The 11,345-nt window shown below is 59.0% G+C and carries 11 protein-coding genes; 5 read left to right on the forward strand and 6 right to left on the reverse strand.

The window, feature by feature from the left end:
• The first annotated feature begins 140 nt into the window (after nt 1-140).
• Complete coding sequence (locus tag MEB48_RS25500; RefSeq protein WP_237886568.1) at nt 141-1,247, forward strand: NADH:flavin oxidoreductase/NADH oxidase; 1,107 nt, start codon at nt 141-143, stop codon at nt 1,245-1,247.
• A 200-nt stretch (nt 1,248-1,447) separates the two neighbouring features.
• Here the strand turns inward: MEB48_RS25500 and MEB48_RS25505 are convergent, their stop codons facing one another.
• On the reverse strand, nt 1,448-3,073 hold the full coding sequence (locus MEB48_RS25505; RefSeq protein WP_237886569.1) for a glucan biosynthesis protein D: 1,626 nt from the start codon (nt 3,071-3,073) through the stop codon (nt 1,448-1,450).
• Between the two features lie 411 nt (nt 3,074-3,484).
• Between MEB48_RS25505 and MEB48_RS25510 the strand changes: the two genes are divergently transcribed.
• The 3 genes from MEB48_RS25510 (at nt 3,485) to MEB48_RS25520 (ending at nt 4,460) form a co-directional block, all read left to right on the forward strand.
• Complete coding sequence (locus tag MEB48_RS25510) at nt 3,485-3,670, forward strand: hypothetical protein (RefSeq protein WP_105344867.1); 186 nt, start codon at nt 3,485-3,487, stop codon at nt 3,668-3,670.
• Between the two features lie 143 nt (nt 3,671-3,813).
• A complete protein-coding gene (locus tag MEB48_RS25515; RefSeq protein ID WP_030131147.1) occupies nt 3,814-4,059 on the forward strand; it encodes an AbrB/MazE/SpoVT family DNA-binding domain-containing protein in 246 nt (81 codons plus the stop codon).
• Nucleotides 4,059-4,460, forward strand: coding sequence for a type II toxin-antitoxin system VapC family toxin (locus tag MEB48_RS25520; protein ID WP_237886570.1), 402 nt, complete (start codon nt 4,059-4,061; stop codon nt 4,458-4,460). Before MEB48_RS25515 ends, MEB48_RS25520 begins: the two co-directional genes overlap by 1 nt.
• Nucleotides 4,461-4,586: 126 nt before the next feature.
• Here the strand turns inward: MEB48_RS25520 and MEB48_RS25525 are convergent, their stop codons facing one another.
• From MEB48_RS25525 to ydcS, 5 genes are all read right to left on the reverse strand, one after another.
• Entirely contained in the window at nt 4,587-6,011 is a 1,425-nt protein-coding gene (locus MEB48_RS25525) for a gamma-aminobutyraldehyde dehydrogenase (RefSeq protein ID WP_237886571.1), read from the reverse strand.
• Nucleotides 6,012-6,165: 154 nt separating this feature from the next.
• Nucleotides 6,166-6,990 (reverse strand): ABC transporter permease, encoded by an 825-nt coding sequence (locus tag MEB48_RS25530; protein ID WP_007897624.1) that lies wholly within the window; start codon nt 6,988-6,990, stop codon nt 6,166-6,168.
• On the reverse strand, nt 6,980-7,927 hold the full coding sequence (locus MEB48_RS25535) for an ABC transporter permease (RefSeq protein WP_237886572.1): 948 nt from the start codon (nt 7,925-7,927) through the stop codon (nt 6,980-6,982). Before MEB48_RS25535 ends, MEB48_RS25530 begins: the two co-directional genes overlap by 11 nt.
• Nucleotide 7,928: 1 nt before the next feature.
• On the reverse strand, nt 7,929-8,966 hold the full coding sequence (locus MEB48_RS25540) for an ABC transporter ATP-binding protein (protein ID WP_237886573.1): 1,038 nt from the start codon (nt 8,964-8,966) through the stop codon (nt 7,929-7,931).
• Nucleotides 8,967-9,157: 191 nt separating this feature from the next.
• On the reverse strand, nt 9,158-10,309 hold the full coding sequence (ydcS, locus tag MEB48_RS25545) for a putative ABC transporter substrate-binding protein YdcS (RefSeq protein ID WP_237886574.1): 1,152 nt from the start codon (nt 10,307-10,309) through the stop codon (nt 9,158-9,160).
• Nucleotides 10,310-10,534: 225 nt separating this feature from the next.
• On the opposite strand from ydcS, the gene MEB48_RS25550 reads away from it, so the two are divergent.
• On the forward strand, nt 10,535-11,227 hold the full coding sequence (locus tag MEB48_RS25550; RefSeq protein ID WP_237886575.1) for a tellurite resistance TerB family protein: 693 nt from the start codon (nt 10,535-10,537) through the stop codon (nt 11,225-11,227).
• The last annotated feature ends 118 nt before the right edge of the window (nt 11,228-11,345 follow it).

An 11,345-nucleotide genomic window follows, 5' to 3' on the forward strand; every position in this document is an offset into this window, starting at 1 on the left:
CTCTAAGCACTGCTTGATTATCCTTGTGACGTCTTGTCGAATTCTTTGCCCGCGGGGGCGGGTGCTGCACCTTTTTCCTGTCACTCGTCGACTATTCAAACAGAACCCTGGAGCCTGCCCACTGATTCGAGAGGTGCCCCATGAGTCTGCTGCTTGAGCCCTATACCCTTCGTCAATTGACCCTGCTTAACCGCATCGCGGTATCACCGATGTGCCAGTACTCCAGCGTCGATGGACTGGCCAATGACTGGCATCTGGTCCACCTCGGCAGCCGTGCTATCGGCGGCGCTGGCCTGGTATTCACCGAAGCCACGGCGGTCACCGCCGACGGGCGTATCACTGCCCAGGACCTCGGACTGTGGAATGATGAACAGATCGAACCCTTGCAACGTATTACCCGCTTTATCGCCGCGCAGGGCGCCGTTGCCGGCATTCAGCTGGCCCACGCCGGGCGCAAAGCCAGCACCCATCGGCCGTGGCTCGGCAAGCATGGCAGCGTCAAGCCGGAAGACGGCGGCTGGATCCCGGTCGGTCCTTCGCCCATCGCTTATGACCCTCAGCACACACCACCGAAACAGCTCGATGAGGGCGAGATCGCCGACGTCATTCAGGCCTTCGTCGATTCGGCCAAACGGGCGCTGACCGCCGGTTTCAAAGTGGTCGAAGTCCACGCCGCCCACGGTTACCTGTTGCACCAATTTCTTTCGCCCCTGAGCAATCAACGGCGCGATCTGTACGGTGGTTCGTTCGAAAATCGAATTCGGCTGGTGCTGCAAGTCACCGAAGCGGTGCGTGCGGTGTGGCCTGAAGAATTACCGGTGTTTGTGCGGGTGTCGGCCACCGATTGGGTGGAGGACGGCTGGAACCCTGATGAAACCGTAGAGCTGGCGCGACGCCTCAAAGATCTGGGCGTGGACCTGATCGACGTCTCGTCGGGCGGCACGGCGGTAAACGCCGAGATTCCTACAGGCCCCGGTTATCAGACCCGTTTCGCCGAGCGCGTACGCAAGGAGTCAGGCATTGCCACCGGCACCGTAGGAATGATTACCGAACCGGCCCAAGCCGAGCACATTCTGCGTACTTGTCAGGCCGACATCATCTTCCTCGCCCGGGAACTGTTGCGTGATCCGTATTGGCCGCTGCATGCCGATGATGATCTGGGCGGGAACAAGGCTATCTGGCCGGCGCAATATCATCGGGCTACCCATCGTGACCAGCCGATTCATGAATCGGATTTGCGTGATTGAATGCTGCTGTAAAACCAAAAAAGCCCCGGTCGTGTTGACCGGGGTTTTTTGCATTTTTGTGCTGGGATGTTTGTTGTCTGTCAGGCCGTCTTCGCGGGCAAGCCTCGCTCCTACAGGTTTTGTGTCGGTCAATGAAACGACGCGATCCTGTAGGAGCGAGGCTTGCCCGCGAAGGGGCCCGCCCAAACAATCACCTACCCTCAGGTGTACTTACGCTTCTCCGGCGCCGGCGGGAAATACTGGTACAACCAGGTTTCACTCAACGTCCGGTCATTGGTGCGAATGAACAACCGCAGCTCCACCGGTGCCACGCTGTCATTGGTCGGGTACCAGTCGAAAGTAATGCGGTAGCCCTTGATGTCATCGAGCACCAACACATTGAAGTCCTTCACTTCGCCGTTCGAGCAGGTCACCACCGGCTCGATCCCCGCACCTTCGGGCAAGCGGTCCAGACCGCCGCCGGTGAAGTCCACGGCAAAGCGTCGCGCCCAGACTGGCGGGTAATGCTCACCCGGCGCCCAGCCTTCAATGAAGCCGCCCATGCCCGAACGGGTCGCGTTGACCCGCGCTAGCGGCGTGCCGACCGGCGGCAGGGCGCTCCAGTAGAGCTTGTAGCCGTAATTGAGGGAGTCCCCGGCCGCGACCGGTTTTTTCGGCGTCCAGAACGCGACGATGTTATCCAGGGTTTCGCCGGTTGTAGGAATTTCCAGCAGATCGATAGAGCCTTCGCCCCACGCGGTCGTAGGTTCTACCCACAAGCTCGGGCGCTTGCTGTACCAGTCGACGGTGTCCTGATAATTGGCGAACTCGTGATCGGTCTGCACCAGACCAAAGCCTTTCGGATCGGTGTCGGCAAAGGCATTGAATTGCAGGGTGGCCGGGTTATTCAGCGGGCGGCAGATCCACTCGCCATTGCCGCGCCACATCGCCAAGCGATCGGAGTCGTGGATTTGCGGGTGGATCGTGTCGCACATGCGCCGCTCATGGGTGCCGCAGCTGAACATGCTGGTCATCGGCGCGATGCCCAACTGCTCGATGGCGGTGCGGGCATTGACGTGGGCGTCGACTTCCATCACCACACGCTCGGCCTGGCAATCGATGTCAAAACGGTAGGCGCCGGTGGCGCTCGGCGAGTCGAGCAAGGCATAAACCACGAAGCGGGTGCTGTCCTTGTCCGGTGTCTCGAACCAGAACTTGGTGAAGTCCGGGAATTCTTCGCGCTTCTTGGCGTACGTATCGATCGCCAGGCCGCGGGCCGACAAACCGTACTGGCCGGTGGCATCTACCGCGCGGAAATAGCTGGCGCCGAGGAACGACAGCACGTCGTGCTGATCCAGCTCCGGGGCCTTGAACAGCTTGAACCCGGCGAAACCCAGATCGCCCTTGAGCTGTTGAGTGTCGACGGTGGTTTTTTCGTAGTTGAACAGCGACGGACGGAAATGCACCTCGCGCGCCAGTCGAGTCTTGGGATCGACGCTGTACATGCGCACCGGTTGCTTGAAACCCATGCCGACGTGGAAAAACTGCACGTCCAGCTGACCTTTCAGGTCCTTCCACAGCGAGTGGTTGCCGTCGTAGCGGATCGCATTGAAATTCTGCGGCGTCATGGTCGCCAGCGTGGGCGGCAGCACCTGCTTGGTGTCCTGATAAGGCTTGCCGGCGAGCTGTTTGGCCTGACTCTTCAGCGCTTCGAAGTCGAACGCCACAGCGTCGCCATCAGCCGTGCTACTGCCAGCCCAGGCGCGTGCCGCCAATAGGCCGGTGGCCGAAAGACCAGTGTAAGCCGCGATGGCCATGGAGGCTTTGAGCAAATTCCTGCGGTGCATAAGTACAACCTGTCGTGAACAATCCCGCGCCGTTCCTGGCACGTGCTGGATCAGAAATAACGGTTCGGACATGCCTTGGCCAAACGCAACGGACTTTAGAGCAGATGCCAATAAGCTTAAACCGTTCAGTTGCAGAGCAAAAATGATTGATGGCACCGCGACAGCGCGGCAATGAAACAAGACATGTCAGGTAACGTTTCTCACAGGGCTTTCTGATTTATAGGGCATATCTGCTTTTTTCGACTAATTACTCTAAAAATTGTTTTTCAGCGCCGATTTAATTTCTATTCTATGGGAATGACCGGTTTCGGCCCTTCAGGCCGGTGGGTTCAGCGGGCTTAAGGTGTTCGCTGAAAGTGATAGGGCGATGCGGTTTTGAAGTTTTCTCTGACGTATAGAAGGACATCGTCCATGTCGAAAGTACAAGGCATCACTGAAATGTTAGGAATCTTCCCCTGCCTGGCCACCGGGCGGAGAAGGCGTCGGCTCAGTTCGGAGGAGTTGAAGTTGGTGGAGCGCTATCGCGAGCTGTCGGAGAGTGACCGGATTGCGATGCGGTATCTGGTGGATGCGATGAGGAGTGTTTCGCGGTTTTGAGGAGGTTATGGATTCGGCCATGACAGTGTTTGTTGCGGTCGAATCCTTCAGTACGAAGAGAACTTGCCTACGATGAGCGGCGGTTGCAGGCTCGCACGCTAAGTATTACGTTTGTCCGTAGAGTAATACTTCAGGAGATCATCATGACAACAACCATGACCAGTAAAGGGCAAGTCACCATTCCCAAGCCTATTCGTGACGCATTGCATCTGAAGCCAGGTGCGGCAATTGAATTCAGCGTCAACGCGCAAGGTGAAGTGGTGCTGCATAGCGGTAAACCCAAAATGGGTAAGGCAGTTACTATCGACCGCTTTGAAGCCGTGCGTGGAAAGGCGGATATAAAATGGCGAACCGACGATTTGATGGCACTACTACGGGGTGACGACTGATGATATTGGTCGACACGAACGTGTTGATTGATGTCTTGGAGGACGATCCTGCCTGGGCTGATTGGTCCATACAACAACTTCGCGCCCAATCCCAGATCCATGAATTGGCCATCAACCCAATTATTTACGCTGAACTGTCACAGGCATTTTCCAATTTCGAAGCGTTGGATGATGTCGTCACGCAGCTTGGTCTTGTCATGCAAGAAGTCCCGCGTCCTGCCTTGTTTTTGGCAGGAAAGGCTTTCGTTCGTTACCGTAAAGTGGGTGGTGGGAAAAATAATGTTTTGGCGGATTTTTTCATCGGAGCTCATGCTGCTGTGAAAAAACTGCCGTTATTGACGCGGGATGCCAAGCGCTACCGTAGCTATTTTCCATCGGTTGAAGTGATAGCGCCGGCCTGATAGCTCTGTGTTTCCACGGGACAAACGTGCGGTGACGCCATCGCGGGCAAGCCACGCTCCCACAGGTTCAGTGCAGTTCCTGTAGGAACGAGCGGTGCGGCGATCCGACTTGCCCGCGAAGCATTTTTAATGCTTGAACATCACATGCCGCACAACGGTGTAATCCTCCAGCCCATACATCGACATGTCCTTCCCATAACCGGACAATTTCTGACCGCCGTGAGGCATTTCGCTGACCAGCATGAAGTGGGTGTTCACCCATGTGCAACCGTACTGCAGGCGTGCAGACAGCCGATGCGCACGGCCGACGTCAGAGGTCCAGACCGACGATGCCAGGCCGTAGTCTGAATCGTTGGCCCAAGCCAGTGCTTGCGCTTCATCGGTGAACCGGGTGACCGACACTACCGGGCCGAACACTTCGCGGCGCACGATCTCGTCGTCCTGTTGCGCGTCGGCCAGCACCGTTGGCTCAAAGAAGTAGCCATTGCCTTCCACCGCTTTACCGCCAGTGATCAAACGAATATGCGGTTGCGCCATGGCACGCTCGACCAACCCGGTTACGCGGTCGCGATGTTGTGCGCTGATCAACGGGCCAAGCTCTGTCGATGGATCGTCCTGCAGGCCGTACTTGATACTGCTGACGGCCGCACCGAGCTTCTCGACGAACTGCTCGTAGATGCCTGCCTGCACGTAAATACGGCAGGCGGCGGTGCAGTCCTGGCCGGCGTTGTAGAAACCGAAGGTGCGAATGCCTTCTACGGCGGCGTCGATGTCGGCATCGTCGAAGATGATCACCGGCGCCTTGCCGCCCAGTTCCATGTGCATGCGCTTAACGTTGCCGGCGGTGCTGGAAATGATATTCGAGCCGGTGGCGATGGAGCCGGTCAGCGACACCATGCGCACTTTCGGATGATTGACCAGTGCGGTACCGACCGCAGAACCACGGCCGTACACCAGGTTAAGTACGCCGGCCGGGAAGATGTCCGACGCCAGTTCTGCCAGACGCAGGGCGGTCAGCGGGGTTTGTTCCGACGGCTTGAGCACCACGGTATTACCGGCGGCCAGGGCCGGGGCGATTTTCCAGGCAACCATCATCAGCGGGTAGTTCCACGGCGCGATGGAGGCAATCACGCCCACCGGGTCGCGGCGGATCATCGAGGTGTGGCCAGGCAAGTATTCACCTCCCAGCGCCCCGCTCATGCAACGGCTGGCGCCGGCGAAGAAACGGAACACGTCGGCAATCGCCGGAATCTCGTCGTTAAGCGCGGCGCTGTAGGGTTTGCCGCAGTTGTCCGACTCCAGTTTAGCCAGCTCTTCGCCATGGGTTTCGATGATGTCGGCGAGTTTGAGCAGCAGCAGCGAGCGCTCTTTCGGTGTGGTTTGTGACCAGGTTTCGAAGGCGTTGTCGGCGGCCCGCACGGCGGCGTCGATCTGGGCTTCGCTGGCTTCGTTGATGTCTACCAGCACGCGGCCGAGGGACGGGTTGAACACGGCTTGTGCGGGGCCGTCGCCGTTGATGAGTTGGCCGTTGATCAAGAGTTTGGTTTGCATGTTCATGTCCTCCTCGAAGCTATTGTTTTCTGCCGGAACCGAATCCTGTAGGAGCGAGGCTTGCCCGCGAAGCTTTTGACGTTCTTGAGGACGCCTTCGCGGGCAAGCCTCGCTCCTACAGGATCCGGTTCTCACATCGGGAATGAATTGTCCGTTATTTCCCGCCACTGCCTGCAACGCTTTCCCCACCACGGGTCAGGTAATAGGCGCCAAGGATCGGCAACATGGTCACCATCATCACCAGCATCGCCACGACGTTGGTCACCGGCACGTCCCGTGGGCGGCTGAGCTGGTTGAGCAGCCACAACGGTAAGGTGCGTTCGTGGCCGGCGGTGAACGTGGTGACGATGATTTCATCGAACGACAGGGCAAACGCCAGCATGCCGCCAGCGAGCAACGCCGAGCCGAGATTTGGCAGGACGATGTAGCGGAAGGTCTGCCAGCCGTCGGCACCGAGGTCCATCGACGCTTCGATCAAACTGTATGACGTGCGGCGCAACCGGGCGATGACGTTGTTGTAGACGATCACCACACAGAAGGTCGCATGGCCGACGATGATGGTGAACATCCCCGGTTCGATCCCCAGCGTTTTGAAAGTCGCCAGCAGCGCGATCCCGGTGATGATCCCGGGCAGGGCAATCGGCAGGATCAGCATCAGCGAGATACCCTGTTTGCCGAAGAAATCCCGTCGGTACAGCGCCGCCGACGCGAGGGTACCGAGGACCATCGCAATCAGCGTCGCGACGGCCGCGATTTGCAACGACAGCTTGATCGCTTCCAGCACGTCGGGCCGGGAGAACGCCACGCCGATCCACTTCAGGGTGAAGCCCTTGGGCGGAAAGCTGAACGCCGCGTCTTCGGTGTTGAAGGCGTAGAGGAAGATGATCAGGATCGGAAAGTGCAGAAACACCAACCCGCCCCAGGCGGCGATGCGCAGGCCAAGGGATGCCCGATCTTGAGATGAAGCATCAGAGCGCATCGAAAGCCCCCAGACGTTTGACGATGGACAGGTAAATGGCGATCAACACGATCGGCACCAGAGTGAAGGCCGCCGCCATCGGCATGTTGCCGATCGCTCCTTGCTGGGCGTAAACCATGCTACCGACGAAGTAACCCGGCGGGCCCATCAGTTGGGGCACGATGAAGTCGCCCAGGGTCAGCGAAAACGTGAAGATCGAACCGGCCGCGATGCCCGGAATCGACAGCGGCAGAATCACTTGCATGAAGGTCTGGCGCGGCTTGGCGCCGAGGTCCGCCGAGGCTTGCAGCAAGGACGGCGGCAGGCGTTCCAGTGAAGCCTGAATCGGCAGGATCATGAACGGCAGCCAGATGTAGACGAACACCATGAACCGTCCCAGATGCGAGGTCGACAAAGTGCTGCCGCCGACGCCGGGAATCCCGAGCACGAACTGCAACACCGGCTCCAGCCCCAGGTGCTGAACGAACCACTGCGCGACGCCGCCCTTGGCCAGCAGCAAAGTCCAGGCGTAGGCCTTGACGATGTAACTGGCCCACATCGGCATCATCACCGCGATGTAGAAAAATGCCTTGGTCTTGCCGCTGGTGTAACGCGCCATGTAGTAGGCGATCGGGAAGGCCACCACGGCACTGGCAATCGACACGACAATCGCCATGCTCAGCGTGCGCAGAATGATGTCGAAGTTCGATGGCTGGAACAGCGCAGCGAAGTTCGCCAGGGTCAGGTCAGGGGTGACCGCCATGGTGAAGTCATCGAAGGTGTAGAAGCCTTGCCACAACAACGTCAATAGCGAGCCGAGGTAGATCGCCCCGAACCACAGCAACGGCGGCACCAGCAGCAGCGACAGATACAGGTTCGGCCGGCGGTACAGCAGGTTGGAAAACCGGCGCAACGGCGAGCCGCTTGCGGGGATTTGAGGAACGCTCACGCTGTTCATCTCAGGCCCCGCTCACAACATTGTCGTGCAGCGGGATCATCGCTTCGCGCGCCCAACGAGCGCTGATACGTTGCCCGGTCTGATGTTGCGCGCTGACGTCCAGCCACTGGACATTGGCCTGGCTGATGTTCAGGGTCTGGCCGTTTTCCAGTTTCAGTTCATAGCGGGTGGCGCTGCCCTGGTACTGAATGTCATGCAGCAGGCCGCTGACTTCGATTTCATGGCTGGCCAGCGGACCTTCGGCGAAACGCACGTGTTCCGGGCGAATCGAAAACGGCTGTGGATTGCCGCTCAACTGTTGCGCCAGATCGCCGCGAATCACATTGGAGGTGCCGACGAATTCGGCGACGAACGTAGTCGCCGGTTTCATGTACAGGTTGCGCGGCGTGTCGACCTGTTCGATGCGACCCCTGTTGAACACCGCCACGCGGTCGGACATCGACAGCGCTTCGGTCTGATCGTGGGTGACGAAGATGAAGGTGATGCCGAGCTGGCGTTGCAGCTTCTTCAGCTCGCCTTGCATTTGCTCGCGCAGCTTCAGGTCGAGGGCGCCCAAGGGTTCGTCGAGCAACAATACGCGCGGGCGATTGACCAGTGCGCGGGCCAGGGCCACACGCTGACGCTGGCCGCCTGAGAGTTGCACCGGTTTGCGCTCGCCGTAGCCGCCGAGGGCGACCATGTCGAGGGCTTCTTCGGCACGTTTTTGGCGTTCGGTCTTGCCGACCCCTTTGACTTTCAAACCGTAGGCGACATTGTCGAGTACGTTCATGTGCGGGAACAGCGCGTAATCCTGGAACACCGTGTTCACGTCGCGCTGATAGGGCGGCAGCCCGGCGGCTTCGGCGCCATGAATGCGGATGGAACCCGCGCTCGGTTGTTCGAAACCGGCGATCAGGCGCAGGCAGGTGGTTTTGCCCGAGCCGGAAGGGCCCAGCATGGAAAAGAACTCGCCGTCCTGGATATCGATAGAAACCCGGTCAACGGCCTTCACTTCGCCAAACTGACGGGAAACGTTGGTGAACTGGACTGCAAGCGTCATGGTGCGGAGCTCCGAAAAGGCGAGGATCGTTCACAGCGGCCTTGCCTGGACTTCTTAAATCTTCATTGATGATCGTTCCCACGCTCCGCGTGGGAATGCAGCCCGTGACGCTCTGCGTCAGCTCTGCGCGAATGGACGCGGAGCGTCCGTTGATGCATTCCCACGCAGAGCGTGGGAACGATCAGTTGGTGTTAACGACCGCCCATAATCGCAATGTAATCCTGGGTCCAGCGGCTATAAGGCACGAACTTGCCGCCCTCAGCCTGCGGGGTTTTCCAGAAGGCGATCTTGTCGAACTGGTCGAAACCGTTGGTCTTGCAACCCTCGGCGCCCAACAGTTCGCTTTCCTTGCACGCCGCCGGAACCGCCGGCAGTGAGCCGAACCAGGCAGACACATCGCCCTGGACCTTTGGCTTTAGCGACCAGTCCATCCATTTGTAAGCGCAGTTCGGGTGTTTGGCCTCGGCGTGCAACATGGTGGTATCCGCCCATCCGGTGGCGCCTTCTTTCGGGATGGTCGATGCGATCGGCTGTTTCTCGTTCATGAGGCTATTGACCTGGTAGGGCCAGGAGCTGGAAGCCACCACACCTTCGTTCTTGAAGTCACTCATTTGCACGGTGGTATCGTGCCAGTAGCGATGGATCAACTTTTGCTGGGCGCGCAGAAGATCGAGAACGGCCTTGTACTGTTTTTCGTCAAGCAGGTATGGGTCCGTGATGCCCAGTTCCGGCTTGGCGGTTTTCAGGTACAGCGCCGCGTCCGCGATATAGATCGGGCCGTCATACGCTTGTATGCGGCCCTTGTTGGATTTGCCGTCGGACAGCTTCTGCTCTTCGAACAGCACGCCCCAACTGGTCGGCGGTTGCGTGAACACCTTGGTGTTGTACATCAGCACGTTCGGACCCCACTGATAGGGAGTGCCGTAGGTCTGTTTGTCCACCACATACCACGGTGCATCCTTCAGGCGCTGGTCGAGATTCTTCCAATTGGGGATCAGTGCGGTGTTGATCGGTTGCACACGTTTGCCGGCGATCAGGCGCAGGGAGGCGTCGCCGGACGCCGTCACCAGGTCGTAACCGCCCTTGGTCATCAGGCTGACCATTTCATCGGACGTGCCGGCCGTCTTGACGTTGACCTTGCAGCCGGTTTCCTTCTCGAAACCGGTCACCCAGTCGTAGGCCTTGTCGGTTTCGCCCCGCTCGATATAGCCAGGCCAGGCGACGATATCCAGCTGACCTTCGCCGGCACCGACGGCTTTCAGCGGTTCGGCGGCCTGCAAGCTGGCGCTGGCCAGCAGTGCTGTGGTGATTGCACTGAGCAGTGCGGTCTTGTGCACAAGCATGGGTAAACCCTCTTCTTTAAATTATGGTCGGGGCAGTGCTGAACGGGGTGATGCGCCGTGTGCGGCTTGTTATTTAGCTTAGTGCGCTTTGTGAGAGGCGTTCCCACCTGTTTGCCGCAAAGTGAGCAACATCTGGAAGCACTCTCGCGAAGAGGCGTCGGGCACTTTCGATCTAGGCTGGAGGCCTTAAAGATCCGGTTAACCCGAATTCGTGGAGACAGCAAAATGAATACCCGTGGATTGCTCGATCAATTACTCAAATCCGGTCAGGATCTGTTGCAGAACAAGGCCGGCGGCGCCCAGAACAAAGGCTTCAGCGGTGTTTCGGGCGGCCTCGGCAGCCTGATGTCGGGGGCGGGTGGCGGCGCATTGGCGGCTGGCGCGATGGGTCTGCTGCTCGGTAACAAGAAGGCGCGCAAAGTCGGCGGCAAGGTCGCGATCTACGGCGGCCTTGCGGCATTGGGCGTGATTGCCTACAAAGCGTACGGCAACTGGCAGGCCCAGCAGGGCACCGCCCCCCAAACCGAACCGCAAACCCTTGATCGCTTACCGGCGGCGCAGGTTGAACAGCACAGCCAGGCGATTCTCAAGGCGTTGGTGGCCGCGGCCAAGGCTGACGGTCATGTCGATGAGCGTGAGCGTCAATTGATCGAAGGCGAGTTCAGCAAACTCGACAACGATGAGGAACTGCAACACTGGCTGCACGCCGAACTCAACAAACCGCTGGACCCGACCGATGTCGCCCGCGCCGCCAGCACGCCGGAAATGGCGGCAGAAATGTACATCGCCAGTGTGATGCTGGTGGATGAGGAGAACTTCATGGAAAAGTCCTACCTCGACGAGCTGGCGCGGCAGTTGAAGCTGGAGCCGGGGTTGAAAGCAGAGCTGGAGAAACAGGTGCGGCAGGTTTCGGTGTAGGTCTTCAAACCGCCTTCGCGGGCAAGTCGGATCGCCGCACCGCTCGCTCCTACAGGATCGTGTCGAACGACAAGCGTGCGTACGACCATCAACCGTAGGAGCGAGGCTTGCCCGCGAA

Source organism: Pseudomonas sp. PGPR40, assembly GCF_022014505.1.
Taxonomy (GTDB): Bacteria; Pseudomonadota; Gammaproteobacteria; order Pseudomonadales; family Pseudomonadaceae; genus Aquipseudomonas.

What these genes read in the sequence shown, in the direction of transcription:
- MEB48_RS25500 (WP_237886568.1), top strand. Translation starts at nt 141, where the DNA reads ATGAGTCTGCTGCTTGAGCCCTATACCCTTCGTCAATTGACCCTGCTT.
- MEB48_RS25505 (WP_237886569.1), bottom strand. Translation starts at nt 3,073, where the DNA reads ATGCACCGCAGGAATTTGCTCAAAGCCTCCATGGCCATCGCGGCTTAC.
- MEB48_RS25510 (WP_105344867.1), top strand. Translation starts at nt 3,485, where the DNA reads ATGTCGAAAGTACAAGGCATCACTGAAATGTTAGGAATCTTCCCCTGC.
- MEB48_RS25515 (WP_030131147.1), top strand. Translation starts at nt 3,814, where the DNA reads ATGACAACAACCATGACCAGTAAAGGGCAAGTCACCATTCCCAAGCCT.
- MEB48_RS25520 (WP_237886570.1), top strand. Translation starts at nt 4,059, where the DNA reads ATGATATTGGTCGACACGAACGTGTTGATTGATGTCTTGGAGGACGAT.
- MEB48_RS25525 (WP_237886571.1), bottom strand. Translation starts at nt 6,011, where the DNA reads ATGCAAACCAAACTCTTGATCAACGGCCAACTCATCAACGGCGACGGC.
- MEB48_RS25530 (WP_007897624.1), bottom strand. Translation starts at nt 6,990, where the DNA reads ATGCGCTCTGATGCTTCATCTCAAGATCGGGCATCCCTTGGCCTGCGC.
- MEB48_RS25535 (WP_237886572.1), bottom strand. Translation starts at nt 7,927, where the DNA reads ATGAACAGCGTGAGCGTTCCTCAAATCCCCGCAAGCGGCTCGCCGTTG.
- MEB48_RS25540 (WP_237886573.1), bottom strand. Translation starts at nt 8,966, where the DNA reads ATGACGCTTGCAGTCCAGTTCACCAACGTTTCCCGTCAGTTTGGCGAA.
- ydcS (WP_237886574.1), bottom strand. Translation starts at nt 10,309, where the DNA reads ATGCTTGTGCACAAGACCGCACTGCTCAGTGCAATCACCACAGCACTG.
- MEB48_RS25550 (WP_237886575.1), top strand. Translation starts at nt 10,535, where the DNA reads ATGAATACCCGTGGATTGCTCGATCAATTACTCAAATCCGGTCAGGAT.